Origin of the sequence: Cupriavidus sp. DB3 (genome assembly GCF_020418465.1) — a bacterium.
Lineage (GTDB): Bacteria > Pseudomonadota > Gammaproteobacteria > Burkholderiales > Burkholderiaceae > Cupriavidus > Cupriavidus cauae.
This window is the reverse complement of sequence record NZ_JAIZPL010000005.1, coordinates 283,579-309,319: the sequence shown is the minus strand read 5'-3', so window position 1 is coordinate 309,319 and position 25,741 is coordinate 283,579. Positions and strand designations below refer to the sequence as shown.

23 protein-coding genes, 1 tRNA gene and 1 pseudogene are annotated in these 25,741 nt (G+C 67.9%); 3 read left to right on the top strand and 22 right to left on the bottom strand.

Going from position 1 to position 25,741, the window contains the following annotated elements:
- Window positions 1-4: 4 nt before the first annotated feature.
- The 3 genes from clpK to K7G19_RS17795 form a co-directional block, all read right to left on the bottom strand.
- Window positions 5-2,857 (bottom strand): heat shock survival AAA family ATPase ClpK, encoded by a 2,853-nt coding sequence (clpK, locus tag K7G19_RS17805; RefSeq protein WP_226108379.1) that lies wholly within the window; start codon window positions 2,855-2,857, stop codon window positions 5-7.
- Between the two features lie 96 nt (window positions 2,858-2,953).
- Window positions 2,954-3,523, bottom strand: coding sequence for an Hsp20/alpha crystallin family protein (locus tag K7G19_RS17800; protein ID WP_226108377.1), 570 nt, complete (start codon window positions 3,521-3,523; stop codon window positions 2,954-2,956).
- Between the two features lie 102 nt (window positions 3,524-3,625).
- A complete protein-coding gene (locus K7G19_RS17795; protein ID WP_226108375.1) occupies window positions 3,626-3,871 on the bottom strand; it encodes a helix-turn-helix domain-containing protein in 246 nt (81 codons plus the stop codon).
- A 200-nt stretch (window positions 3,872-4,071) separates the two neighbouring features.
- Here K7G19_RS17795 and K7G19_RS17790 point away from each other — a divergent pair.
- Both K7G19_RS17790 and K7G19_RS17785 read left to right on the top strand, forming a co-directional pair.
- Window positions 4,072-4,183 (top strand): annotated as a pseudogene (locus tag K7G19_RS17790) (IS5/IS1182 family transposase); the annotation flags it as partial.
- A gap of 116 nt (window positions 4,184-4,299) precedes the next feature.
- Window positions 4,300-4,614, top strand: coding sequence for a DUF3085 domain-containing protein (locus K7G19_RS17785; RefSeq protein WP_370639570.1), 315 nt, complete (start codon window positions 4,300-4,302; stop codon window positions 4,612-4,614).
- Window positions 4,615-4,805: 191 nt separating this feature from the next.
- Here K7G19_RS17785 and K7G19_RS17780 read toward each other — a convergent pair whose 3' ends face one another.
- The 7 genes from K7G19_RS17780 to ubiD form a co-directional block, all read right to left on the bottom strand.
- A complete protein-coding gene (locus K7G19_RS17780) occupies window positions 4,806-4,961 on the bottom strand; it encodes a hypothetical protein (RefSeq protein ID WP_226108373.1) in 156 nt (51 codons plus the stop codon).
- A 77-nt stretch (window positions 4,962-5,038) separates the two neighbouring features.
- Entirely contained in the window at window positions 5,039-6,964 is a 1,926-nt protein-coding gene (locus K7G19_RS17775; protein ID WP_226108371.1) for an integrase arm-type DNA-binding domain-containing protein, read from the bottom strand.
- Window positions 6,965-7,202: 238 nt separating this feature from the next.
- Window positions 7,203-7,277 (bottom strand) — tRNA-Gly (locus K7G19_RS17770).
- Between the two features lie 46 nt (window positions 7,278-7,323).
- Window positions 7,324-8,253 (bottom strand): aldose epimerase, encoded by a 930-nt coding sequence (locus K7G19_RS17765; protein WP_226108369.1) that lies wholly within the window; start codon window positions 8,251-8,253, stop codon window positions 7,324-7,326.
- Between the two features lie 157 nt (window positions 8,254-8,410).
- A complete protein-coding gene (locus K7G19_RS17760) occupies window positions 8,411-10,501 on the bottom strand; it encodes an acetoacetate--CoA ligase (protein WP_226108367.1) in 2,091 nt (696 codons plus the stop codon).
- A 112-nt stretch (window positions 10,502-10,613) separates the two neighbouring features.
- Window positions 10,614-12,095: an NAD-dependent succinate-semialdehyde dehydrogenase gene (locus K7G19_RS17755; protein ID WP_150084243.1), complete on the bottom strand. Its 1,482-nt coding sequence runs from the start codon at window positions 12,093-12,095 to the stop codon at window positions 10,614-10,616.
- Window positions 12,096-12,272: 177 nt separating this feature from the next.
- Complete coding sequence (gene ubiD / locus K7G19_RS17750; protein ID WP_226108365.1) at window positions 12,273-13,808, bottom strand: 4-hydroxy-3-polyprenylbenzoate decarboxylase; 1,536 nt, start codon at window positions 13,806-13,808, stop codon at window positions 12,273-12,275.
- Window positions 13,809-14,459: 651 nt separating this feature from the next.
- Here ubiD and K7G19_RS17745 point away from each other — a divergent pair.
- A complete protein-coding gene (locus K7G19_RS17745) occupies window positions 14,460-15,581 on the top strand; it encodes a lytic transglycosylase domain-containing protein (RefSeq protein ID WP_149317771.1) in 1,122 nt (373 codons plus the stop codon).
- Between the two features lie 156 nt (window positions 15,582-15,737).
- Here the strand turns inward: K7G19_RS17745 and K7G19_RS17740 are convergent, their stop codons facing one another.
- The 12 genes from K7G19_RS17740 to K7G19_RS17685 all read right to left on the bottom strand — a co-directional run bounded on the left by K7G19_RS17740 (window position 15,738) and on the right by K7G19_RS17685 (window position 25,704).
- Complete coding sequence (locus tag K7G19_RS17740; protein WP_226108363.1) at window positions 15,738-16,922, bottom strand: pyridoxal phosphate-dependent aminotransferase; 1,185 nt, start codon at window positions 16,920-16,922, stop codon at window positions 15,738-15,740.
- A gap of 158 nt (window positions 16,923-17,080) precedes the next feature.
- Complete coding sequence (gene nusB / locus K7G19_RS17735; RefSeq protein WP_226108361.1) at window positions 17,081-17,575, bottom strand: transcription antitermination factor NusB; 495 nt, start codon at window positions 17,573-17,575, stop codon at window positions 17,081-17,083.
- A complete protein-coding gene (gene ribH, locus K7G19_RS17730) occupies window positions 17,568-18,068 on the bottom strand; it encodes a 6,7-dimethyl-8-ribityllumazine synthase (RefSeq protein ID WP_149317774.1) in 501 nt (166 codons plus the stop codon). Before ribH ends, nusB begins: the two co-directional genes overlap by 8 nt.
- A 69-nt stretch (window positions 18,069-18,137) precedes the next feature.
- Entirely contained in the window at window positions 18,138-19,247 is a 1,110-nt protein-coding gene (ribBA, locus tag K7G19_RS17725; RefSeq protein WP_226108359.1) for a bifunctional 3,4-dihydroxy-2-butanone-4-phosphate synthase/GTP cyclohydrolase II, read from the bottom strand.
- A 282-nt stretch (window positions 19,248-19,529) separates the two neighbouring features.
- Window positions 19,530-20,159 carry a riboflavin synthase gene (locus K7G19_RS17720; RefSeq protein ID WP_226108357.1) on the bottom strand — a complete coding sequence of 210 codons (630 nt, stop codon included), beginning with the start codon at window positions 20,157-20,159 and terminating at the stop codon, window positions 19,530-19,532.
- Window positions 20,160-20,251: 92 nt separating this feature from the next.
- The gene (ribD, locus tag K7G19_RS17715; RefSeq protein ID WP_149317777.1) at window positions 20,252-21,370 is read right to left on the bottom strand and encodes a bifunctional diaminohydroxyphosphoribosylaminopyrimidine deaminase/5-amino-6-(5-phosphoribosylamino)uracil reductase RibD; all 1,119 of its coding nucleotides are present in this window, start codon (window positions 21,368-21,370) and stop codon (window positions 20,252-20,254) included.
- A gap of 202 nt (window positions 21,371-21,572) precedes the next feature.
- Entirely contained in the window at window positions 21,573-22,241 is a 669-nt protein-coding gene (locus K7G19_RS17710; RefSeq protein ID WP_226108355.1) for a pilus assembly protein, read from the bottom strand.
- Window positions 22,223-22,681, bottom strand: coding sequence for a prepilin-type N-terminal cleavage/methylation domain-containing protein (locus K7G19_RS17705; RefSeq protein ID WP_226108353.1), 459 nt, complete (start codon window positions 22,679-22,681; stop codon window positions 22,223-22,225). The genes K7G19_RS17710 and K7G19_RS17705 overlap by 19 nt, the downstream gene beginning before the upstream one ends.
- A gap of 126 nt (window positions 22,682-22,807) precedes the next feature.
- Window positions 22,808-23,761, bottom strand: a complete 954-nt coding sequence (locus tag K7G19_RS17700) for a pilus assembly protein (RefSeq protein ID WP_226108351.1) — start codon at window positions 23,759-23,761, stop codon at window positions 22,808-22,810.
- Entirely contained in the window at window positions 23,755-24,891 is a 1,137-nt protein-coding gene (locus K7G19_RS17695) for a PilW family protein (RefSeq protein ID WP_226108349.1), read from the bottom strand. The genes K7G19_RS17700 and K7G19_RS17695 overlap by 7 nt, the downstream gene beginning before the upstream one ends.
- Window positions 24,888-25,316: a prepilin-type N-terminal cleavage/methylation domain-containing protein gene (locus K7G19_RS17690; protein ID WP_226108348.1), complete on the bottom strand. Its 429-nt coding sequence runs from the start codon at window positions 25,314-25,316 to the stop codon at window positions 24,888-24,890. Before K7G19_RS17690 ends, K7G19_RS17695 begins: the two co-directional genes overlap by 4 nt.
- Window positions 25,309-25,704, bottom strand: a complete 396-nt coding sequence (locus K7G19_RS17685) for a hypothetical protein (protein ID WP_226108347.1) — start codon at window positions 25,702-25,704, stop codon at window positions 25,309-25,311. The genes K7G19_RS17690 and K7G19_RS17685 overlap by 8 nt, the downstream gene beginning before the upstream one ends.
- Window positions 25,705-25,741 lie beyond the last annotated feature (37 nt).

Below are 25,741 nucleotides of genomic sequence, written 5' to 3'. Positions count from 1 at the left end.
TGCATCAGGATGGATCGCTCGCCGGTTTCTTCTTCCGGGAACCCTTGCCGTCGTCGCTCTTCGGCGCATCGGTTGACTTGGCTTCGGCCGGCTTGTCGGCCTCGACCTCGCTCTTGGGCGGCTCCGTGCGCTCGAAGCCGACCCGATCCGCCTTGTCGTCCCAGCGGGCGACGACGTGATCGCCCTTGCCGATGCCGCCGCCCAGCATCTCGCGCGCCAGCGCCGTTTCCAGCTCGCTGCGGATCACGCGCTTGAGCGCACGGGCGCCGAACTCGGGCTTGTAGCCTTCTTCGGCAAAGTGGTCGATCAAGGTCTGGTCGAAGGTCAGCGTCACGCCCTGGCTGGCCGCGTTACGCGCCACGCGATCGAGTTGCAGCCCGACGATGTGACGGATCTCCTCCTTGCCCAGGGCATGGAAGACGATGATTTCTTCGATCCGGTTGAGGAACTCGGGCCGGAAGTGCCCGCGCAGCACGTCCATGACCTCGTTTTTTGTCTTCTCGTACTCCTCGCCAGCCGCACCGCGCGCCTTCAGGCGCCGCTGGATGATGTCCGAGCCCAGGTTGGACGTGGCGATGATGATGGTGTTGGTGAAGTCCACCACGCGCCCCTTGCCGTCGGTCAGGCGGCCGTCGTCGAATACCTGCAGCAGGATGTTGTAGACGTCGGGGTGGGCCTTCTCGATCTCGTCGAGCAGCAGCACGCTGTAGGGCTTGCGACGCACTTTCTCGGTCAGCTGACCGCCCTCGTCGTAGCCGACGTAGCCCGGGGGCGCGCCCACCAGTCTCGCCACGGTGTGGCGTTCGCCATACTCCGACATGTCGATGCGCAACAGTGCGCCCTCGTCGCCGTAGATGGCTTCGGCCAGGGCCTTGGCCAGCTCAGTCTTGCCGACGCCGGTGGGCCCGAGGAACAGGAACGTGGCTACCGGCTTGCTGCCCTCGCGCAGGCCGGCGCGCGACAGCCGCACCGCATCGGCGACGGCGCGCACCGCTTCGTCCTGCCCGACCAGGCGCTCGTGCAGACGCTGCTCCAGGTGCAGCAGCTTCTCGCGCTCCTCCACCGTCAGCTCGTTCACCGGAATGCCGGTCAGGCGCGAGACGATCTGGGCCACGTGCTCGGCCTTGACCTCGGCGCTGCCCGAGGCGCGCTCGCGCTCCCATTCCTCGACGCGCTTCTTGAGCTCGGCCTCCTTGGCTTCGATCCGCTTGCCGATCTCTGCCGCCTTGTCGTATTGCTTGCGGGCTGCCACGTAGTCCTGCTCACGGCGCAGCTGGTGCAGTTCCGCCTCCAGCTCCTGCACGGCGATCGGACGTGCCGTCGCAGACAGCTTCACCCGGGCGGCGGCCTGATCAAGCAGGTCGATGGCCTTGTCCGGCAAGAAGCGCGCGGTGATGTAACGGTCGGAGAGCTCGGCGGCGGCGATGATCGCTTCCTCCGAGATGCTGACCTTGTGGTGCGCCTCGAAGGTGTCGCGCAGGCCGCGCAGGATCATGATGGCCTGCGCAACGGTCGGCTCCGGCACCGTCACCGGCTGGAAGCGGCGCTCCAGCGCGGCGTCCTTCTCGATGTATTTCTGGTATTCGTTGAGCGTGGTGGCGCCGATCAGGTTCAGCTCGCCACGCGCCATCATGGGCTTGAACACGTTGGCCACGTCCAGGCCGCCTTCGCCGCCCCCCTGACCCGCACCGACGATGGTGTGCACCTCGTCGATGAACAGGATCAGCTCACCCTGGTGCTCGGAGATCTCCTTGAGCACCTTCTGCACGCGCTCCTCGAACTCGCCCCGGTACTTGGCACCCGCGACCATCGCATTGATGTTCAGCTCCACCAGGCGCTTGTCGCGCAACGTCTCGGGCACCTCGCCGGCCACCATGCGCTGTGCCAGCCCCTCGACGATGGCGGTCTTGCCCACGCCGGGCTCGCCGATCAGCACCGGGTTGTTCTTCTTGCGCCGCGCCAGCACCTCGATCGTGGTCTCGATCTCCTGGGCCCGGCCGATGACCGGGTCCAGCTTGCCGTCACGCGCCATCTTCGTCAGGTCGCGGGAGTACTTGTCGAGCTCGGGGGTGTTGGTGGGCGTCTCGGCGCGGCCGTCCTCGGCGCCCTTGCCGACCACCTTGTTGACCTGCTGGCGCAGCGCCTGCGGCGTGAGGCCATAGCGGCGCAGCAGGTTGGCCGCCAACCCTTCGCCTTCTTCGGCCAGTCCCACCAGAAAATGCTCGGGGCCGACATAGGAATGACCAAGTTCGTTGGAGGCCACGAAGGCGCGGCTGAGTGCGTCCTTGACGCGCGGCGACACACCGATTTCGCCCTCGAAGGGCTTGTCGCCCCGCTTGGCCTCGGATTCGATCTGGCGCTTGAGGTCGTCGACCTTGATCTTGAACTGACCCAGAATGGTCTTGACCACGTCACTGTCAGTCAGCGACAGCAGCAGGTGTTCGGTATCCACCTCGGGACGGCCAAACTCGGCGGCGTGCTTGGCGGCCTCCTGCAGCAGGGTCTCTGATTGTTCGCTGATGCGGCTGGCCAGCCCGCCACCGCGACGGCGCGGTGCTCCGGCCCCTGCGGACGCCGGTTCGCCGAACGAGGCATCGACCACTTCATCGTCGGCATCGGCTGTCACCGGCGCCGAGTCGTCACCGAGGCGGAAGAAGTCGCTGCCCAGGAAATCCTCGAACAGCCCGCTGCGCGAGCCGAACAAGGCTTCCAGCGGGGAAACGGTACGCTTTTGCTGGCGTACCAGCTGGCGGTAGTGGTCGTCGCACAGCAGCATGGTGCTGTGGCGACCATTCAGATTGGCTTCTACCCGCACGGTGGCGGGCTGGCCGCAGACTTGGCATTGTTTTCTGGCCATGCTGGCACTCCTGGAGTGATTGGGACGACGAGGTGCCGCGTGTCATGGCACCTCGTCTGCGAGTTGATTCATCAAGTACGCAAGCGGCAGTCGATTTCAGCTGTTGATGGGAATGGAGCGCCCCTGCTTCGGTGCACTGGCCTCGCGCTTGTCGATCGTGATGGTGAGCACACCGTTCTTGAAATTGGCCTTGATGGAGTCCTGATTGGCATCGCCGGGCAGGTTCAGCGCACGCTGAAAACTGCCGTAGGACCGCTCGATCCGATGGAAGCCACCCTCCTTCTTCTCCTGCTCCTGCCGCTTTTCACCGCGCACCACCAGCACGTCGTTGTCGAGCGTGATCTGAATGTCCTTCTCCTCGACACCTGGAACTTCCACAGCAATCCTGTACTGCGTATCGGTTTCCTGGATGTCCACGGCCGGCTTCAGCATGCCTGGCCACTCTGCCGGCCAACGCGGCATGGCCAAAGCCGGAACACCAAACCCGCGAAATGCGTCATCAAAGAGGCGGTCGATCTCGCGATGCAATTGCAGGATCGGACTGACTGCACCGCCTGCCACAGGCTGGTCATTGCGCTGCACAGGCAGCGAGGCCGCCGCCTGTTGCTCTTCCTGTTCGTTCTTGAACCAGTTCCAGGGAGCCAATTTTTTCAGATCGAAACTCATGTCACACCTCCAGAAATAGTCAGGGAATCTCTCAATCCGTTTGCCTGCTGATCCAGGCCAAGGCACACAGGCCATACGGCGTACGTGTCGGAGTCAAGCTGTTCACCTTCGCGCATCACCTCCTTTCCGTGCCTCGGTTGGCGATCGATCTTCAATCCAGCGATCGATGTCGCTTCGCCGAAACCGCCATGTCCCACCCACTTTGAACGCCGGGATATCCTCTTGCGCGGCCAGTCGGTATAGCGTGCGCTTGCCAACCTTCAAGTACGCCGCCAGCTCGTCGAGCGTGAAGATTTCATCCGGACCAGCTTTCATGGTTCCACCACGCAACTCTTTGGCCTTGTTCATCAATTGCCGATTCTTGCAACCATTTGCAATGGTGCGCGCTTTCTTGCAAATTTCGAGGGGAATAGCACGTAACATTGATCTATGTCAATGGCGCCCGCCGTTTTTGCCTAGGGTCTGTTGCCGTTTCGATCTAAGCCATTGATATATAAGAGCAATCGCGTGTCGTTGTAGCTCTCACACAACACCAATACGAGCTTGCAATGCCCCGATTACTGCTCAGTGACGAGCACTGGTCGAAGCTGCGGGAAATTCTGCTGCACAAGGCCATCTACTGATCTACGAATGACCGTGGAAGGCATGCTGTACCGCATGCTCCCAGCGGCTTCCCGCCCTCGCGGCGGGAAGCCTCTCTTCCTGCCTCTCTGGAGATCACACCCATGTCTGTGTGATTCAAAGGTACCGACCTGCGGCCCGTACCTGCCGAGGCCGTGGTCAACCAATGCCGCATCATCCTGGTCAAGGATCAGGGCGTGTACTTCCTGGCCGAGCGCGGCGAGCGCCGACCCGATGGTCGTCTGAAGACCATCGCCTATGCCGCCGGCTGCAACCCGGATGTCGATGCGTTCGATGACTGGTGGGAGCTGGCGCGCGCCGCGTTCGGTGGCGACGACTTCGGCGAGTTCTTCGATCCGCAGGAGAGCGTGTTTGCGCGCATCCTGCACAGCGAGGACGACCTCGACGTGTCCACCACCGCGACACACCTGTCGCTGCAGGCGGTTCCTTCCACGCCCAGCGGCAACTGACTGCCCATCCCTGGCCCCCGCTCCGGGGGCCTCTTTCTTCCCGGCAATGCGGACAGCCGCGAGTGCCGATTGCCGCTCGCCTGCGCGCTGCCCTGGCGCCACGCTTCCGGCCATGTTCCGCTGACGTCCGTCAGCGACATGCCCAGGCAGCCACGATCTTCAAGGCTGCGACGCGGTTCCGACCGCGTTGATCACTCCAGTTCGCACCGGCATCCATGCGCGAACGGCCATCGGTTCTCGATGGCGATGCCACCAAGCTGTTCCATCAACCCACGCGGGGGGTTCACACCTTCCCCGCCTTGGGTCGGGTGTGTCTCCGCCTCTTTTTTCTTCAGGAGATTCACCATGACCACTTCCACCGAAAAGTCCTACTTCGATCTGCCAGGCAAGCGCCTGACCGAACCTCGGCGCGACCCTGGCTTGATCAATCTCCGGCCGTCGCTTCGGCGGCATCGGCAGCGACGGCTTCGCGCACCAGCCGCTGCACGCTTTGCCGGACCGGCTCAGGGAACTCGGTCGTCACGACTGGCTCGCTCGCCTGCGTGCACTGTGCGGCCACCAGCCGCGCGGCAAGGTGCAGGTTCGTTGGGTTGACGGCTTCGATGGCCGGCCGTGTCCCGAGCGCCTCGTACGAGCGCAGGAGTGCGTGGTAGATGTCCCAGGTGTCGATGCCCCGTGGCAGTTGCTTCAGGACGGACTGGACCAGCCTGCGCTTGAGCGGATCGAGTTGCCAGTCCGGCACCCGCTGCCCGCGATGCCCCATGTGGATCGACAGCAGGTTGCCGGCCTGGATCTCGTAGGTGATCCAGCGGCGCGACTTGCCCGCGAGCTTGGCGTAGTCCGCCACCGAGAGGTTGTGTGGTGCCTCGAAGGTCTCCAGCACTTGCAGGCGTTCGCGCTGCGCCTCCGACAGGCGCGGCCGTGCGTACTCGGGCATGCGCACGGCCGACAGCCGCTGCACCGATGCCGGCGCTTCAAGTTGGTCGGGCGTTGGCGCGGTCACGATCAGTTGCGGCGCAGTGAGGTCGACCACCGGAGGCTGCACGGCCGCCTGGCCGGCGATGGTCGGCAGGCCCTGAAGCGTGATGGTCAGATGCCGGCTGGCAACCTCGACCTGGTTCTGCTCGAACAGGTCCAGGCGATCGGCCCAGTCCTGCATCATGACGCGGCGCTGCTCGACGTATTCGGCATGGTTGTAGGTCGCGCTGATCCTGTCTGGATCGGCATGCGAGAGCTGGGCGTCCACCCACTTCTTCGGGTAGCCGAGTTCGTTCAGCGCCGTCGAGATCGTTGCCCGGATGCCATGCCCCGTGAGTTGGTCCTCGTAGCCCATGCGCTTGAGCGCGGCGTTGAGCGTGTTCTCGCTGATCGGGTTCTTCAGACACCAGTCGCCGGGGATGAGATAAACCTGGGCCGGCTTGAAGTTGTCGAGCAGGTGGCGAACGATCTCCTGCGCCTGCACCGACAGCGGCACGATGTAGGGTGGGATGTCGATCAGGCGCTTGCGCTTCTTCCTGGTGAGCAGCTTGCGCTGTTTGAGCCTGGCTACGGGGATGATCCACAGGCCCCGGTCGAGATCGAGCTGATCGGGCGTGGCGAAGCGCAACTCGCCAGTGCGCACACCGGTGAGCATCAGCAGCCGCAAGCCCAATTGCGTGTTCAGGCGACCGCGGTACTTGCGCAGCGTCTGCAGCATGACCGGCAACTCGTGCATGCGCAGGAACGGGTTGTGTTCGACCGGCGGCAAGGGCAGTGCGACCACTTCCAGGTCCCTGGACGGGTTCTCGCCCATGTTGGGAATCGCCACCGTGGCGTAGGTGAACAACTGGGTGAACCAGGTCCGCAGCTTCTCGGCCACCGACAGCGAGCCGCGCTTTTCCACCTTGCCGATGATGTCCAGCAGGTGCGCGCGGGTGATCTCGTAGATGGTCAGGTGCCGCAGCGACGGGAACACGTCCTTCTTGAAGACGCGCCCGATCTGCTCCAGGCTGGTCTGCCGTCCTTCCTCCAGCGAGAGACGGCGATGGGCCAGCCATTGCTCGTAGACGGCCATGAAGGTGTGCTCGCCGGCCAGGACGATCGCGTGCCGCTTGCGCTTGCGTTCGCTGTGGGGATTGACGCCCTTGGCGAGCAGCGAGCGGGCTTCATCGCGCAGCGCGCGGGCGTCCTTCAGGGAAAGCGCCGGGTAGTTACCGAGGGTGATGCGCTCGCGCTTGCCAAACCACGAATAGCGGAAGTGCCAGGCCTTGGTGCCGATGGCGGAAACGTAGAGATAGAGGCCGTCGAAGTCGGCCAGCGCGTATGGCTTGCCGGTGCACTTGGCCTGCCGTGCCATGAGGTCCGAAAGCATGATCCCAACTCCTTGAAAGCGAGTTGAGTGCCATGTTTCCCGTCGGGTCCCGGCTCCTCCAGCAACAATGCGGCAAGGGAAGCTCGCGCATTGTTTGGGCCACTTTTTGTACCAGTTTGGACCGGCTGTCAGTGGATTTCGCTGGACGTCACTGGATCGAAGATTCTGAAAAAGTCGAATAGTGACAATGACTTGCAACACTCCATGGACGTCCTTGGAACGCCCTGGAAAGTCGAGGTGGAGCGGGCGATGGGAATCGAACCCACGTCTTTAGCTTGGGAAGCTAAGGTAATAGCCATTATACGACGCCCGCGTGAGGCGGCCATTTTATGCGCGATCCGGCTGCGCGCGCAAGGCGGCTAGGTCGGAAGCAGCCGGCAAACGGCTTCGGTGCTGTCGCCAGGCGCGACCCATCGCGTTTCTCCTGGCCGATGAATCGCATCGGGCAGGGCCAGCCACGGCTCGACGCAATAGAAGTCCGAATCCTCGCGTTCGCTCCAGGTCGTGACGGCCTGCCAGGGGACGGCCCCACGGTTGGCCTCGAGATCGATGCGGATCGTGCGGCCCGTGCCGCTGCCCTCGGCCGATGGAATCGCCAGCTCGCACGTTCCGGCAACGGGCGCATGCAAGCGGTGGAAGGTGTCCTGCAAGCGCGGGTCGTCGAGCGCGTAGACCCCTTCGCCGGGCTCGGTCGCGGTCAGGCTGCCGTCGGCGCGCTGGCGCAACCGTTCGGCCGGCGGCATCGTCAATCGGCACCGGCCTCGCAGGGCGTGCGGCACGGCGAAATAGAAGTGGTGACCCGCATAGACGGGCAGCGGCTCGGTGCCGGTATTGCGCACTACCAGCGCGACCTCGAGTCCGTCTTCCAGCAGCCGGTAGCTCGCTTCAAACCGGAACGAAAACGGATAGGCGTCGCGGGTCGCGTCCGAATCTGTCAACGCCATCGTGATCGAACGCGCCGGATCGCACGCTGCGATCTCGAACGGCAGGTCGCGCGCGAAGCCGTGCTGCGGCATGGCACGGACCACGCCGTTGCGATCGCGCCATTGGCCCGGTTGGCCGTCGACGAAATGGCGGCCGATAAAGGGAAACAGCAGCGGATTGCCGCCACGGATCTTCGCCGGGCGCGACCAGTCGGCGTCGTCGGGCCAGTACAGGATGTCGGTGCCGCGATGGATCCAGCGCACCAGGCGGCCGCCGGCCCAAGGCGCGAGCAGCAGGGCGTTGTGCTCGTCGCCGATGCGGATCAGGTCCTGGTCCTGGAAGCGAAACCTCGGAGTGCTGGGCATGGTCGTGCGATAAAACGGGCGGGGCGATGGCGCATGATACCGGCACGGCAGGGCACGGCCACGAAAGGGCTCGGCGCTGCAGGCGCGGCGCGGCGGGGCTGGCCAGGGCAGGGTGCGGGAGGGCGCGGCAAGGCACGGCCCGCCCGCCCTCGATGCGCTATGCCGTCGCCGCGCTGGCCTCGCGCAGATAACGCCGCGCGTAATCGAAGTACCAGTCCAGCGTGTCCGGATTGGCCATCGCGTCGCGGTTGGCGATCCTGTCCGGGTCGTGGCCGAGCAGCAGCTTCTTGATCGGCACCTCCATCTTCTTGCCCGACAGCGTGCGCGGAATGCCCGGCACCTGCAGGATCGCGTTGGGCACGTGCCGCGACGACAGCGCCTCGCGGATGCGCGCGCGGATCGTGTCGACCAGCCTGTCGTCGAGCGCGATGCCTTCGCGCAGCACGACGAACAGCGGCATGTACGAATCGCGGCCGAGATATTCAAGGTCGACCACCATGCTGTCGAGCACCTCGGGCAGTTCCTCGACCACGCGGTACAGCTCGCTGGTGCCCATGCGGATGCCGTGCCGGTTGATGGTCGCATCCGAGCGGCCGTAGATGATGGCGCCGCCGCGCGAGGTGATCTTGATCCAGTCGCCGTGGCGCCAGATGCCGGGGTAGGTATCGAAATAGCTGTCGCGGTAGCGCTTGCCGTCGGTGTCGCCCCACAGGTAGAGCGGCATCGAGGGCATCGGCTCGGTGCAGACCAGTTCGCCGACCTCGTCGATCCGCGCCTGGCCGGCCTCGTCGAAGGCCTCGACCTTGGCGCCGAGGCAGCGGCATTGCATCTCGCCGGCGTAGACCGGCAGCAGCGGGCAGCCGGCGACGAAGGAGCCCGCGAAGTCGGTGCCGCCGGACATCGGCGCCAGCCAGATGTCGTCGCGAACGTTGCGGTAGATCCAGTCGTAGGCTTCCGCGGGCAGCGGCGAGCCGGTCGAGCCGATGCCGCGCAGGCGGCTCAGGTCGGCCTCGCGCGACGGCACCACGCCGGCCTTGATGCCGCCCGTGAAGAACGCCGCGCCGGCGCCGAAGACCGTGATGCCGGCGGCTTCCGCAAAGCGCCACAGCATGCCGGCGTCGGGCCAGGCCGGATTGCCGTCATAGATCGCGATGGTGCTGCCGAGCAGCAGCCCGGCCACCTGCGCATTCCACATGATCCAGCCGCTGCTGCTGTACCAGTGGAAGACATCGTCCGGGCCGAGGTCGTTGTGGAACGCCATCAGCTTGAGCTGCTCGATCACGATGCCGCCGTGGCCGTGCACGATGGGTTTGGGCATGCCGGTGGTGCCCGACGAATAGACGATCCACAGCGGATGGTCGAACGGCACGCTGTCGACCTGCAGCGGCACCTGATGCGCCAGCGCGTCCTGCCAGCGATGGCGGCGCAGCGCGCCCGCCTTGCCCGGGGCGCTTTCCGGCGCAGTTTCCAGCGCAGTTTCCAGCGTAGTTGCCCGCGCAGTTTCCAGCGCGGTGGGCGGTATCTCGTCCGGCGTTCCCAGCAGCGGCACCACGATCAGGTCGGTCAGCGACGGCAGCGCGTCGACCAGCTGCGCCACCACCGGCGCGCGGTCGTAGGCCTTGCCGCCGTAGCGGTAGCCGTCCACGGCGATCAGCACCTTCGGTTCGATCTGGCGGAAGCGGTCGGCCACCGCGACCTGTCCCATGTCCGGCGCGCAGCCGGACCAGACCGCGCCGACGCTGGCGGTGGCGAGGAAGGCGACGATGGTCTGCGGGATGTTGGGCAGATAGCCCGCCACGCGGTCGCCGCGGCCGACGCCCAGCCGACGCAGCGTATGCGCCAATGCCGCGACCTGCGACTCCAGCGCGTCCCAGCTCAGTTCGGCCAGCGGCTGCGCTTCGCCGGCATGGCGGATCGCGGCGCGCTGGCGCGCCGCGCCTTCGCCCGCATGGCGGAAGACCTGCTGCACATAGTTCAGGCTGGCGCCCTCGAACCAGCGCGCGCCCGGCATCTCGCGGCGCGCCAGCACCTGGCGGGCCGGCGTGTCGAAGCGGACATCGAAGTAGGCGCGGATCGCGTCCCAGAAGGCCTCGATGTCGGTGACCGACCAGCGCCACAGGCTGTCGTAATCGTCGAACGCGAGGCCGCGCGTTTCGCGCAGCCATCGCATGAAGGCCGTCAGCCGCGCGCGCTCGCGCACCGCCGGCGACGGCGTCCAGACCAGCTTGCCTTCTTCCAGCGTCGTCATGTCTCCTCCTCTGCCTTGTTGTTTGCGCCCGCGTGCCGATGGCTGCGCGGGACCTGGATGGCTCAAGGGGTGGGGGCGGGCGCCGTCGGCGCCCGCGAGGCGGTCGGACGGGTCAGATGCCGCCGAGGCAAAGGTACTTCAGTTCCAGGTACTCGTCGATGCCGTAGGTCGAGCCCTCGCGGCCGAGGCCCGACTGCTTGACGCCGCCGAACGGGGCCACCTCGTTCGAGATCAGGCCGGTGTTGATGCCGACCATGCCGTATTCGAGCTGCTCGGCCACGCGCCAGACGCGGCCGATATCGCGGCTGTAGAAATACGAGGCGAGGCCGAACTCGCTGGCGTTGGCCAGCGCCACGGCTTCCTGCTCGTCGCGGAACTTGAACACGGCCGCCACGGGGCCGAAGGTTTCCTCGCGCGAGATCAGCATCTCGGGGGTGGCGTCGGCCAGCACGGTCGGCGCGATGAAGCGGCCCGAGCCCAGGCCTTCCACCAGCTTGCCGCCGGTCAGCAGGCGGGCGCCGCGCGAGGTCGCGTCGTCGATATGCTGGCGCACCTTCTGCACCGCCTGGTCGTCGATCAGCGGACCCTGTGCCACGCCGGCGTCGAAGCCGTTGCCCACGCGCAGGCCTTCGGCCTGCCGCGCCAGCTTGGCGACGAACTCGTCGTAGATCGACTCGTGCGCATAGAAGCGGTTGGTGCAGACGCAGGTCTGGCCGGCATTGCGGTACTTGGACGCGATCGCGCCTTCGACAGCGGCATCGATATCGGCATCGTCGAACACGATGAAGGGCGCGTGGCCGCCGAGCTCCAGTGCGATCTTCTTGACCGTCGGCGCGCATTGCTCCATCAGGATGCGGCCCACCGGCGTCGAGCCGGTGAAGGACAGATGGCGCACCACCGGCGACGCGCACAGCGTCTTGCCGATCGCGATCGACTGGTCGGCATCGCCGGTGACGATATTGATCACGCCGGCCGGGATGCCGGCGCGGTGCGCCAGTTCGGCCATCGCCAGCGCGCACAGCGGCGTCTGCTCGGCCGGCTTGACCACGATGGTGCAGCCGGCGGCCAGCGCGGGCGCGCACTTGCGCGTGATCATCGCGATCGGGAAGTTCCACGGCGTGATCGACGCGCACACGCCGATCGGCTGCTTCAGCACCACCATCCGCTTGTCTGCCCAGGTCGAGGCCGGCACGTCGCCGCTGACGCGCTTGGCTTCCTCGGCGAACCACTCGATAAAGGACGCGCCGTAGACGACCTCGCCCTTCGATTCGGCCAGCGGCTTGCCCTGTTCGGCGGTCATCAGCGCGGCCAGGTCGTCGGCGTGGGCGATCAGCAGATCGAACCAGCGGCGCATCAGGTTGGCACGCTCCTTGGCGGTCTTCGCGCGCCAGGCCGGCCAGGCGGCCTCGGCGGCGGCGATCGCGCGCTCGGTTTCGGCGGCGCCCAGGTTGGCGACCTGCAGCAGTTCCTGGTTGTTGGCCGGGTCGATCACCGGGAAGGTGGTGCCGTTGTCGGCCCCGACCCATTCGCCGTTGACATAGGACTGGCTGCGGACCAGGGCACGGTCCTGGATTCGGTCTAGCGCATTGGCCATCGTGGTCTCCTGTAATCAGTTCTGGTTGCAGATGATAGCTGGGGATGGCGGCGGCCGCGTCCAGGACGCCCGAGGGCGCCGGACGCTCAGGGTCTCGGGCACCTCAAGCCCTCAAGCCCTGAAGCCCCCAAGCCCTCAGCCCTCAGCCCTCAGCCCTCGGCCCTCGGCCCTCGGCCCTCAACCGCCGGCCGGCCGTTCGAACAGCGTCTCCCACATGCCGTCGACACGGGTCTTGATCGCCGCATCCATCTGAATGGGACGTCCCCATTCGCGCGTGGTTTCGCCGGGCCACTTGTCGGTGGCGTCGATGCCCATCTTGGAGCCGAGCCCCGACACCGGCGAGGCGAAGTCCAGGTAGTCGATCGGCGTGTTGTCGACCAGCACCGTATCGCGCGTCGGGTCGACCCGCGTGGTGATCGCCCAGATCACCTCCTTCCAGTCGCGCACGTCGACGTCGTCGTCGACCACCACGATGAACTTCGTATACATGAACTGCCGCAGGAAGCTCCAGACGCCGAACATCACCCGCTTGGCGTGGCCGGCGTACTGCTTCTTCATGCGCACCACCGCCATCCGGTAGCTGCAGCCCTCGGGCGGCAGATAGAAGTCGGTGATCTCGGGAAACTGCTTCTGCAGCAGCGGCACGAACACCTCGTTCAGCGCGACGCCGAGCACGGCTGGCTCGTCGGGCGGCTTGCCGGTGTAGGTCGAGTGATAGATCGGATCGCGCCGCATCGTGATGCGGTCGATGGTGAAGACGGGGAACCAGTCCTGCTCGTTGTAGTAGCCGGTGTGGTCGCCGAACGGACCTTCCAGCGCGTGCTGGTAGCCGGACGGATGCGTCGGGTCGGGCTGGATATGGCCTTCGAGCACGATTTCGGCCGAGGCCGGCACGCTCAGCTCGGACAGCGTCGGCGTCAGGCAGCCGGCCAGCGCGGTACGGCTGCCGCGCAGCAGGCCCGCGAACTGGTATTCGGACAGCGTATCGGGCACCGGCGTCACCGCGCCGAGCATCGTGGCCGGATCCGCGCCCAGCGCGACCGCGATCGGAAACGGCTTGCCCGGATTGGCCAATGCGTGCTCGCGGAAGTCCAGCGCGCCGCCGCGGTGCGCCAGCCAGCGCATGATGACCTGGTTGCGGCCGATCACCTGCTGGCGGTAGATGCCCAGGTTCTGCCGCTTCTTGTGCGGGCCCTTGGTCACCACCAGGCCCCAGGTGATCAGCGGCGCGGCGTCGCCGGGCCAGCACTTCTGGATCGGCAGGCGCGCCAGGTCGACGTCATTGCCCTCCCAGACGATCTCCTGGCAGGCCGGGCTCGACACCTTCTTCGGCGCCATGTCCCAGACCGACTTGACCAGCGTGAACAGCTTGCCGGCCTCGCGCAGGCCGCGCGGCGGCTCGGGCTCCTTGAGCGCCGACAGCACGCGCCCGATGTCGCGCAGATCGGCCAGCGATTCCGCGCCCATGCCCAACGCGACCCTGCGTGGCGTGCCGAACAGATTGGCCAGCACCGGCATGTCGAAAATCGCCTCACCGGCTGCCGTGGCCCCGCGCGCGGGCTTCTCGAACAGCACGGCGGGCCCTTCGGCACGCAGCAGGCGATCGCAGATCTCGGTCATTTCGAGGTCGGGCGACACCGGCGCCGCGATGCGCCGCAACTCGCCCTGCTGTTCGAGTTGACCGATGAAATCGCGCAAGTCTTTGTATTGCATCAGGAATTTGTGGTTGGGCGAGGGGCGCGGCGAGAGCGCCACGCTCGTCGGAGCGTCAATCTGAGTGAGGTGCGGTCCATATTCGACCGCTTCGGAAGAAAATTTTTGCGGCACAGCGTACCGGCAAATTGTAAGTTTTTTTGAAAGACAGGCGGACGAGCAGGGCCGGACATCCTAGGCCAGCACTACGATTGCGGCCAGCTGAGTGATTCTTTCACCCCACCGTAGCGGGGATTCGTTATAACGAAAAGGAATTGTTTTGCGTTCTTTAATTCTTGACTCGATATAAAACGGTTTTTACAATCGCGTCTGCTCAAAGGTGTGCTGCGTTGCAACAACGAACTTTTCGATCCTGTCAAGGGGTGTAACGCAGATCACCACGTTGGATCAACCAGAGCGGACCGCTACAAGGGAGGTCCCTCCGATCACCGCCGGCAATGACCGGCGCGTCTTGAGTCTTCGCAGCAGGGCAGGCTACCCCAAGAGCCTCCTCTGCTAATCGCTGGGCGCTTGGGGAGCGCCCACCAACAACAGATGCCGATCGCCCCTGCAAGGCGGTGCGACATCCTTACTTGACTACGTTGCCAGTGGACGGCCATGCGTGGGCGAATGCCCTGCAGGACCGGGAGCCGGCGGCGCATGGAGGTAAGCATGAGTGGTTGGAAAACCCTTCATCTTCCCGGTGTCGGGCGGGCGTTGCAGGTCCGCTTCAGGCAACCGGTTCCCGGTGTGCGGCGTGCCCTGCAGGTTCGTCTCGCGCATCCGGTCGCGGGCCGCGCACTGCGCAGCGGTCGCGCAACGTTGAAATACGCGCTGAACAGCGCGGGTCTGATCGCGGTAGTGGCCGGTATTTCGCTGTCGGTCAGCCAGGAATGGCGCACCGCGCTGGCCGGCATGCTGGCCGGCAACGAGGCGCCCGCCATCCTGCTGGAGGCGGCGACCGCGTCGGCGCCGGTGCATGCCAGCACGGCCGACGTGGCGGCCGCCAAGCTGCTGCCGGCGGTGAAGGTGCCAGCGGTGCCGGCAGGCGGCGCCGCAGTGCCGGCCGTGGCGGGGGTGGGTCTGCCGAGCGTGTCGGGCGTCGGCGAGTGGGCCAATGCCAGCCAGTCGAAGGTGCCGTCGGTCGCCCATCTGGCGGCCCGTATCCCGGCCCAGCGCGTGGCCCTGGACGCGCGCTACAGCAGCGCGCTGGCCAGCGCGCGCGAACAGGCCGCGGTGGCGGAGTACATCGCGCGCAAGTACCGCGTGGCCGCGCAGGCGACCGCGCAACTGGTCAAGGCCGCCTATCTGACCGGCCGCGAGGTCGGTATCGATCCGCTGCTGATCCTGGGCGTGATCGCGATCGAGTCCAGCTTCAATCCGTACGCGGAGAGCGGCGTGGGCGCGCAGGGCCTGATGCAGGTCATGACCAAGGTCCACCAGGACAAGTACGAGCACGTCGGCGGCGTCGCGGCCGCGCTCAATCCTTACGCCAACATCAAGATCGGTGCGCTGGTGCTGAAGGATTGCATCGCCCGCGCCGGTTCGATCGAAGGCGGCCTGAAGTACTACGTGGGCGCCACCACGGCCACCGATGGCGGCTACGGCGCCAAGGTGCTGGCCGAGCGCGCGAAGCTGCGCCAGGTGCTGGGCATCCGCGGCAACGCGCCGGCGGCGACGCCGGACGCGACCGAGTCGCTGCCGGGTCCGTCGTCGACCAAGACGCAGGCCGAGCATACGCCCGAGCCGGAGAAGTTCGAGCTGGAGGCGGCGCAGACGCCCCGCAAGGCCTGATGCGGGCGCGGCGGGTCCGCGCATGGTAGATGGCGCGCGGTCGAAAGCGCGCGGTCAAGAAAAGCGGCGCAGCCTGGTTGGCTGCGCCGCTTTCGTTTTGGCGGGCTGTTTTGGCGGGCTCGATGGCCCGCCGTCGCGATTGCCCTATCGCTATCTCTATTTCCCGAACAGCTTGCCGAGCCGCCGCATCGCTTCCTCGATGTGGGCCATCGATGTCGCGTACGAGATGCGGATGTACTCGCGCGCGGTATGCGGGCCGAAGTCCAGGCCGGGTACCAGCACCACGCCGGCATCGTGCAGCATCGCCTGCGTCAGCCGGTCCGAATCGCCGGCGGCCGGGTGCTGGACGCCGCGGCAGTCGGCGTAGACATAGAAGGCGCCATCGGGCTTGACCGGCACGCCGAAGCCCAGCGTTTCGAGCGCGGGCACGATGGCGTCGCGCCGGCGCTGGAACTCGGCCTTGCGCTCGTCGTAGATCGCCAGCGCCTCGGGCGTGAAGCAGGCCAGCGCCGCGTGCTGGGCCACCGCGGACGCGCAGATGAACAGGTTCTGCGCGACTTTCTCGAAGTCGGCCACCAGCGCGTCCGGCACCACCAGCCAGCCGAGCCGCCAGCCGGTCATGTTGAAGTACTTGGAGAAGCTGTTGACCGTGACGACATTGTCGTCGAGCGACAGCGCCGACACCGGCCGACCGTCGTACGACAGCCCCTGATAGATCTCGTCGACGATGGCGAAGCCCCGGCGCTGCCGCACCTCGGCGAGGATGCGATCCAGCTCGTCGGGCAGGATCGAAGTGCCGGTCGGGTTCGACGGCGAGGCCAGCAGCACGCCGCGGGTCGATTCGGTCCAGTGTTCGCGCACCTGGTCGGCGGTCAGCTGGAAACGCGCCGCGGGGCCGCTGGGGATCATGCGGGCGACGCCGTCGAAGGCCGCGACGAAATGCCGGTTGCAGGGATAGCTCGGGTCCGGCATCAGCACCTCGGCGCCGATCTCCACCAGCACCGCACAGGCGAGCAGCAGCGCGCCCGAGGCGCCGGCGGTGACGATCACCCGGCGGGCCGGGATATCGAGCCCGTAGGCGGTCTTGTAGTAGCCCGCGATTGCCTCGCGCAGCGCGTGGATGCCCAGCGCGCCGGTGTATTGCGTCACGCCGCGACGCATCGCCGCTTCCGCCGCCCGTATCACCGGCTCGGCCGCGGTGAAGTCGGGCTCGCCGATGCCCATATGGATGATGTGCCGGCCGGCACGTTCGAGCTCGGCGGCCTGCTTGGCCAGTTCCATCACGTGGAAGGCGCGGATGTTGGCGAGGCGGGAGGCAGTGGCGAGGCGCTGTGGGTCCATGGCGGTAACTTGGAATCGGTGGGTAAGGCGGTGCGCCGTCGTGGCGCGGGGCGGTGCGGTCCGGCGCGGTGTGGCGCACTCCCGCGATCATCGCCGGAAATGAAAACACCCGCCTGGGCGGGTGTCGGTCCGGCGCATGCCGCGGGGCGGGGCGCCGGTCAGCGTCGGGCGGCGACCTCGCTGGCGCGCACCTGCGCGGCAACCTTGTCGAGCACGCCGTTGACGTACTTGTAGCCCTCGACGCCGCCGAAGGTCTTGGTCAGCTCGACGGCCTCGTTGATGACGACCTTGTACGGGATGTCGATGCAATGCACCAGCTCGTAGCTGCCGATCAGCAGCGCGGCGCGTTCGACCGGCGACAGTTCCTCGACGGTGCGGTCCAGGAACGGCGAGAATGCGGCGGTCAGCCGCTCTTCCTCGCGCACGGCGCCATTGAGCAGCGCGTCGAAATGCTCGCGGTCGGCCTTGTTGAAGCCCTGGGCGTCGTGCAGATGGGCCTGGATCGCGCCGATGTCGTTGCGGTTCAGCAGCCACTGGTACAGGCCCTGCAGCGCCAGTTCGCGCGAACGGCGGCGCGCGCTCTTGGGCGGCGCCTTGGCGTCGGAGCGGCCGGACTTGGCGGCAGGCTTGCCGCCCTGTGCTGCGTCACTCATCGTCGTCCTCGTCCTCGTCGTCCTGGCCGCGCAGCGAATCGAGCGCCGCCACCAGGTTCGCCATCTCGACCGCGGCACGGGCGCAGTCGCGGCCCTTCTCGCGGGTGCGTGCATGGGCCTGGGCGTCGGTATCGACGGTCAGGATGCCGTTGGCGATCGGCAGGTTGAAGTCCAGGCCGACGCGGGTGATGCCCGCGCCCGACTCGTTCGAAACCAGCTCGAAGTGGTAGGTTTCGCCGCGCACCACGGCGCCCAGCGCGATCAGCGCATCGAACTGGCCGCTCTCGGCCATCTTCTGCAGCGCCAGCGGGATTTCCAGTGCGCCGGGCACCGTCACCACCAGCGTGTCTTCGCCTTCGATGCCCAGCTTTTCCAGCTCGGCCACGCAGGCCTCGCGCAGCTCGTCGCAGACCGGCTCGTTGAAACGCGCCTGCACGATGCCGATGCGCAGGCCTTCGCCGTCCAGGTTGCTCGGGTAGAAACCGTGATCCATATCGTTCTCCAGGGTTCGGTGGGCGGCCGCGCCCGGGATGGGCCGGCCGCCGGTATTGGGGGGGGACGCTCAGTCGTCGTCGCCGTTCATCGGCTGGTAGCCGGCCACTTCGAGATCGTAGCCCGTCATGCTGGGCATCTTGCGCGGCGAGGCCAGCACGCGCATCTTGCCGACGCCGACATCGCGCAGGATCTGCGCGCCGATGCCGTAGGTGCGCAGGTCGGGCTTGCGCGGGGCGCGGGTCTGCGGCTCGTCCAGCGCGCTGAATTGCGCGAACAGCCGCTCGGCGCTGTCGCCGCAGTTCAGCAGCACCATCACGCCGCTGTCGGCCGCGCCGATCGCCTCCAGCGAGGCCGGCACGGTCCACGAGTGGGTGGTGCGGGAGACTTCGAGCAGGTCCAGCACCGACAGCGGCTCGTGCACGCGCACCAGGGTCTCGCGGTCGCGCTGCGGGTCGCCCTTGATCAGCGCCAGATGGGCGTGGCCGCTGGGCTTGTCGCGGTAGGCGATGCTGCGGAAGGTGCCGTACGGGGTCTGCATGGTGCGCTCGCCGACGCGGTCGACGATGCATTCGGTGCGGCTGCGGTAGTGGATCAGGTCGGCGATGGTGCCGATCTTCAGGCCGTGCAGCTCGGCGAATTCGATCAGGTCCGGCAGGCGCGCCATGGTGCCGTCGTCCTTCATGATTTCGCAGATCACCGCGGCCGGGGTCACGCCGGCCAGCGCGGCCAGGTCGCAGCCCGCCTCGGTATGGCCGGCGCGCATCAGCACGCCGCCGGGCTGGGCCGTCAGCGGGAAGATGTGGCCCGGCTGGACCAGATCGCTCGGCTTGGCGTCGCGGGCGACGGCTGCCTGCACGGTACGGGCGCGGTCGGCCGCCGAAATGCCGGTGGTCACGCCCTCGGCCGCCTCGATCGACACCGTGAAGGCGGTGCCGTGCGGGGTGCCGTTGCGGCTGACCATCGGATGCAGTTCCAGCTGGCGGCAGCGCTCGGGCGTCAGCGTCAGGCAGATCAGGCCGCGGCCGTACTTGGCCATGAAGTTGATGGCCTCGGGCGTGACGAAATCGGCCGCCAGCACCAGATCCCCCTCGTTCTCGCGGTCTTCCTCGTCGACCAGGATAACCATGCGGCCGGCACGGATCTCGGCAATGATGTCTTCGGTTGGGGCGATCGTCATGAGGTAGGCAAAGGAAAGTCTGGCGGGGCGGCCCCGGGCGAGGCCCGTGGGGCGACTGCGGCGCGCCGGGGCGGCGCGCGGTTTAACCCGGCATTGTACGCGATGCGGGCCGGGGGCAAGGGGCGCCGGGGGCTGCGTTCGCCCGAGGCGCCCGGTCGGAGCCGGCCCGGGAATGGCCCTCGGGGATGGCCCGGGGGATAGCCAGGAGATGGACGAGGGATGGGCCCGCCGATGGACGGGGCAATCCGGCCCCGGCAGCCCTGCGTGCCCGCCAGCGGGCGTTCAGCCCAGCTTGCCGTCGGCGCTCAGCATCCGCTCCACATAGCGGGCGATCAGGTCGATCTCCAGATTGACCTTGGCGCCGGGCCGCAGGTCCTGCAGCGTGGTGACCTCGATCGTATGGGGAATCAGATTGATCGAGAATTCGCAGCCGTCGGCGTGGTCGGTCACGCGATTGACCGTCAGCGAGACGCCGTTGACCACCACCGAGCCCTTGTAGGCCAGATAGCGCGCCAGCTCGCGCGGCGCGCGCACGCGCAGCTCGTGCGATTCGCCGACCGGCGCGAAATGGGTGACTTCGCCCAGGCCGTCGACATGGCCGGAGACCAGGTGGCCGCCGAGCCGGTCGGCCAGGCGCAGCGCCTTTTCCAGATTGACCCGGCCGGGCTGCGCGAGGCCGGTGGTCTTGTCCAGCGACTCGCGCGAGACCTCGACATCGAACCGGCCCGGCTGCAGCGCCACCACGGTCATGCAGGCGCCCTGGATGGCGATGCTGTCGCCGATCTGCACGTCGGACAGGTCGAGGCCCCCGGCGTCGATCTGCAGGCGGACGCCGGCGTTGTCGGTGTTCTGGTCGCCCAGCGGCGTCACGGAGTCGATGCGGCCGACGGCCGCCACAATGCCAGTAAACATGGTCTGGTCAGCAGGGAGGGAAAGCGAAGGGGAAAGCAAGGAGAGAGCAAGGACAAAGCGGCATGCTAGCAGCCCGCAGCGAGACGTGCCGTTCAGCCCGCAGGATGGCGGCGCGCGATCAGCCGCAAATCGTCGCCGATCTGCCGCACATCGTGCCAGCGGAAGGCCGGCGCGTCCTGCAGGCGGGCGAGCGGCGGCAGGTTGAACATGCCCTGCGCGTCGCCGAGTAGGCGGGGCGCCAGATAGACCAGCAACTCGTCGGCGCAGCCTTCGCGGATCAGCGAACCGTTGAGCTTGAAGCCCGCCTCGACATGGAGCTCGTTGATGCCGCGCCGGCCCAGCTCCTCGAGCATGCGGCGCAGCTCGACCTTGCCGTGCGCGTTGGGCAGCACCACCACTTCGGCGCCGCGCGCCTCCAGCGCGGTGCGGCGCGCGCGATCGTCGATCGCACAGAACACCAGCACGGGCTTGGCGAATTCGCCGGTGTCAGGCGTCAGCATGCGCGCGTCCAGCGGCACCTCCAGGCGCGAGTCGATCAGCACGCGCTGCGGCTGGCGCGGCGTGTCGATGGCGCGCACGGTCAGCTGGGGGTCGTCGTCGCGCACGGTGCCGATGCCGGTCAGGATCGCGCAGGCGCGTGCGCGCCAGGCATGGCCGTCGTCGCGCGCGGCCTGGCCGGTGATCCACTGGCTGGTGCCGTCATGCAGCGCGGTGCCGCCATCGAGCGAGGCCGCGACCTTGACGCGGACCCACGGCAGGCCGCGGGTCATGCGCGAGACGAAGCCGATGTTCAGGTCGCGCGCCTCCTTCTCCAGCAGGCCGCAGCGCACGTCGATGCCGGCATCGCGCAGCCGCTGCAGGCCCCGTCCCGATACCGTGGGGTTCGGATCTTCCATCGCCGCGACCACGCGCTTGACGCCGGCGCGCACCAGCGCATCGGCGCACGGCGGCGTGCGGCCGAAATGGCTGCAGGGCTCCAGCGTGACGTAGGCGGTCGCGCCGGCGGGATCGATGCCGCGCGCGGCGGCGTTCTTCAGCGCCTGGATCTCCGCGTGGTCCTGGCCCGCGGGCTGCGTGTAGCCTTCGCCGATCACCTTGCCGCCCTTGGTCAGCACACAGCCCACGCGCGGATTCGGCGTGGTGATGAACATGCCGCGCGCGGCGAGCGCGAGGGCCTGCTGCATGGCGGCGTGATCGGTTTCGGAGAACATGAGTAAGCGGTTTTCCTGCCGGTTGTCTTGACTGGCGTGGCTGGCGTGGTCGGGCTGGCTGACTCGGTTGGGACCAAGTCGGCCGGGCCAAGTCGGTCGGGCCAAGTCGGTCGGGCCAAGTCGGTCGGCCAAGTCGGTCGGCCAAGTCGGTCGGGCTAAATCGGCCCGGCATGCCGGGCCAAGGTCGTGGCCGGTCTGCGGCTCAGGGCTCGCTGTCGATGCGGCTGTCGCAGTCGGCGTCGTGCCCGGGCGTACAGATGCGCAAGCGGCCCAGCGCGCCGAGCCTGACCTGACGCTGCGCATGGCCGCAGCGCAGGGTAAAGGTGGCCGCATAGAAGCCGCCACGTTCCGACCGAGAGTATCCCACAGGAGCCAGCCGCAGCGCGCGGCCGCCGTCGGTGGCGCGCAGCGCGACGCGCAGGCAGGCGGCGGCCAGGCCCACCGATGACAGCACCGGGGCGTCGGGGGCTTGGCTGGTCCTTGTGGCCTCGCTGGCCCTGGTGGCTCCGATGGCCCTGGTGGCTCCGATGGCCCCGGTGGCCCCGGTGGCCCCGTCCGCCACCCGGGCCTCCCTCGCGACGATATGCCATCCGCGCGAGAAGTCGGAGAAGCCGGGCTGCGGCGCCAGCAGAACCGTGCTGCGCCTGGCCAGCGCGAATTCGTGCGCCATCTCGATCGAGGCGGCCAGCAGGTCGGCGGCCAGGCGCACCTGCTGCCGCTCCAGCGCGTCGCGATAGGACGGGTAGCCGGCAGCGGCCAGCGTTGCCGTGATCGCCATCGCGGCGAGCCATTCGATCAGTGTGGCGCCCGCCGAGCGTGCGGGGTGCCGCCCGCGCTCGCCGCCGCGGACGCTCAGCAGCCCTCCGGCCATGGTACGGGTCCCGCCTGGTCCTGCGATTCCACCAGCCACTCGCCGCTGCCGCGCAGGATCAGCGTGCCGCAAGTGACGTCGGGCCATTGCGGGAAGGCGTGCAGTTCGATGCAGCGGTCGAGGTCGGCGTCGCGCTGGCCGGCGGCGGTGCAGGGCAGCGCCGCCAGCCGGTAGTGCGGACGCGCAGGCGGCGGCGGGACCCACTGTGGCCAGCGTCCCGCGGGACCGCGACCGCTGTCGTCGGCGAAGCTGCCGCGGGCCATCGCGTGGCGCTGCAGGTCCAGCATCGCCGCGATCATCGCGGTGCGCGCCTGCGCGCGCCAGCTGCGCTGCAGGTGCCGATGCCAGCTGGTGGCCGCGATGCCGGCGACGATGGCGACGATGACGATCACGACCAGCAGCTCGATCAGCGTGAAGGCGGCGGTGCGGTTGGCGGTCATGGACGGTGGCGGCGGGGTCACGGAGGGTCATCGCGAGTGACGGCGCTCCCTGGAGGGTCACGGCACCTCATGGAGGGGTCATGGGCTTCATGGCGCCTCATGGCGGCCTCATGACGCGGCATGACGTCATGACGGATATGGCGGGACGAGTTCGCGCCAACCGATTCGCCGGACGCGGCCGCCTTCCGGCTGGCTTGCCGCTCCACGCCGTGAAGGCGGATCGATCCGTTCCGGTTCGATCCATTCGGTCTGCAGCACGACGCGCGCGGCCGGATCGCGTCCCTGACCGAGCGCGGTGATGCGATAGCGCTGCGCCGGCACGCCGGCGGGCGCCGATCCGCCGGCGCTTTTCGGCGGCAGCCGTTCGATCAGATAGCGCGGCACGGTGGTCGCGCCGGCCATCTCCGGCGGGATGAGCGGCAGGATTGCACCGGTTACGTTTCCGATCGGCACTCCGATGCCGTCCGCGGGCAGGGCCTGGTCCATCCAAGCCCGCCACGGCGGGGGCTGCCCGGGGGCAGGGCTGCACAGGCCGCGCTGCGCCTGCGTGCCGCAATGGCCGGGCGCAGGCCATGAGGCGAGGCGATCGTTGTGGCCGGCGAGCGCTTGGTTGGCGGTAGTGGCGGTAGTCGCAGCTGTGGCACCAGTCGCACCAGTCGCAGCAGTTGCAGTAGTCGCAGCAGTCGCAGCAGTCGCAGCAGTCGCAGCAGTCGCAGCAGTCGCAGCAGTCGCAGCAGTCGCAGCAGGCGCAGCAGTCGCAGCAGGCGCAGCAGTCGCAGCAGTCGCAGCAGTCGCAGCAGTCGCAGCAGTCGCAGCAGTCGCGGTAGTCGCAGCAGTCCCAGCAATGGCGGCAGTTGCGCTGCGCAGATCGCGCTCGCCATCGCGCAGCGCGACCTCCGCGCCGCGGAACGCGATCTCGCGCTCGAGCCGCTGGCCGATCGCCTGATGTCCGGCCAGGAGCAGCACGAACAGCGCGCCGGCCAGCGCGAGGGTCATCGTCGACAGCACGACTACGGAAATGAGCGTGATGGCGCCGCGTGCGGCTTGCGGCGGCATCGCATCGTCTTCGAATCTCAGCATGTCGACTCCGCACAGAACGGCGCATTGCGCAGCCACACCGTGGTGGCGAACACTCGCCGCGAAGCGGTGGGCCGGGAGCGGGGCATAAACGCGATATCGTCGCCTTGCTCGCCGGTCGTGCGTGGCGGCAGCAGTGGCAAGGGCGTCGCGGCCGTGCCCGGCATGCCAGCCCCGCTGCGCAGCACCAGGGCGATCTGCACGGCCAACACCTTGCGCCACGCATCCGGTCCGCCGATGGCAAGTTCGCTGGCGCGCAGGAAGGTATCGACGCGGCCGTCGCCGTCGCGGTCGACGCCATAGCGCAGCTGCAGGGTCTCGACACCGCGGGCCAGTGCGCCCGTGCTCCACGTCGTGCCGCCGCTGCCCCCAATGCCGCCACTGACACCACCACCGCCACCACCGCCACCACCGCTACCACCGCCACCACCGCCACCACCGCCACCACCGCCACCGCCACCGCCACCGCCACCGCTACTACTGCTGCCACTGCCACCATCGCGGCGCCCGGGATAGCGGCACAGCAATTGCGGCTCGCCGTCGGCGCCGTTGGCCACGTACAGCAGGTTGGCGGTCAGGTAGCCGGCCGCCTGCGGCGACGAGGCCCCTGCGGTTTCCGTAGCGGCCACCGCGATGGAGACCGGGTAACCGCTGCAGTCGGACAGGTAGCGGTCGGGCACCGCCGGATCGCCAAACGGATGGTCGCCGCCGAAGCGGATCAGCAGCGCATCGCTGCCGGCGACGCCGGCTTTGCCGCAGCTCAGGGCGTCGCCGAGCGTCGGCTGGCCGCAGTCGTCGCGGCCGATCAGCGGCGGAGGCAGGGCGGCGGTCGGAGCCGGATGCCAGCCCGCATGGCGCAGCAGCCCGGCAATCGCCTCCAGCAGGGCGCCGCCGCGCTGCTCCAGTTCGCGTTGCTCGGCGGCCAGGACATAGGCGGATCGCATGGTGAGCCAAGCCGTCACCGCCGCGCTGCTCGCCAGCGCGCCCAGCAGCAGGCCGACCATCACCTCGACCAGCGACCATCCGGCCGTCGCCGCGGACTGCCATGGCGTACCGGCGCTGCCGCGCACGCTCGATCCGATTGCACACGGGGCGACGACCGCCGCGCTCATGGTTGCAGCCGTCGTGCTCATGGCCGCAACCGCAGCGCGATGGCGCGCAACGCGGTCCGGGGCTGGGCGGCATCGGCCCGGCTGCCTATGCGGGGCTCCGGCGGCAAGGGACCGACCACGACGACGCGGTGGCCGGCCGGACAGCTCGATTGCGCCGCGTCGGCCGGCACCGAGGCGCACCAGCGTGGCGGCGGCAGGCCCGGTGTCCGCGCGAGCGCGGGGAGCCGGGCGGGATCCGGCAGGGCATCCGGTCCCGCCAGCCCCGCCAGTTCGGCGCCCTCGGCGGCGAGGCGCAGGGCCTGGCCGATCCGCAAGGGCTCGCGCCACCATTGCAGCGCCGTCGGGGCGAGCCCGGCCAGCGGCAGCAGGCCGATGCCGAGCACGGCGAGCGCGACCAGCGCTTCGAGCAGCAGGTAGCCGCGGTGGCAGCGCCGGCGGTCAGTCAAACAAGGGCAAGAAGGGGGGCGGCAATTGGGGCGCCATGGAAGGGCGCCGACAGCTGCGGTGCCGGAAGGCGCCGAAGCGGTCGATAGCCGGGAAACGGCGGACAACGCCGAAGCCGTCGATAACTCGGAATCGGCGGACAACGCCGAAGCCGTCGAACACGCCGAAGCGCTCGATAACGCGGAAGCCGCCGACAACGCTGAAGCGGTCGGCAACGCCGAAGTCGCCGAAGGGATCGCAACCATCGCTCTGGTCCTGTGCGTGACAAGCGGGGACCAGATTAATCGTCAGCGAGCGGGGATAAGGTTTCGAACCGTGGAGGATTCGACAAGGATTGCAACAGCGGCAATGGCAACAACTGCGGCAACCAGCGGCGTCGGCAACAAGCATCGACAAACGGCGACTAACCGCAACACCCTCACGCCGC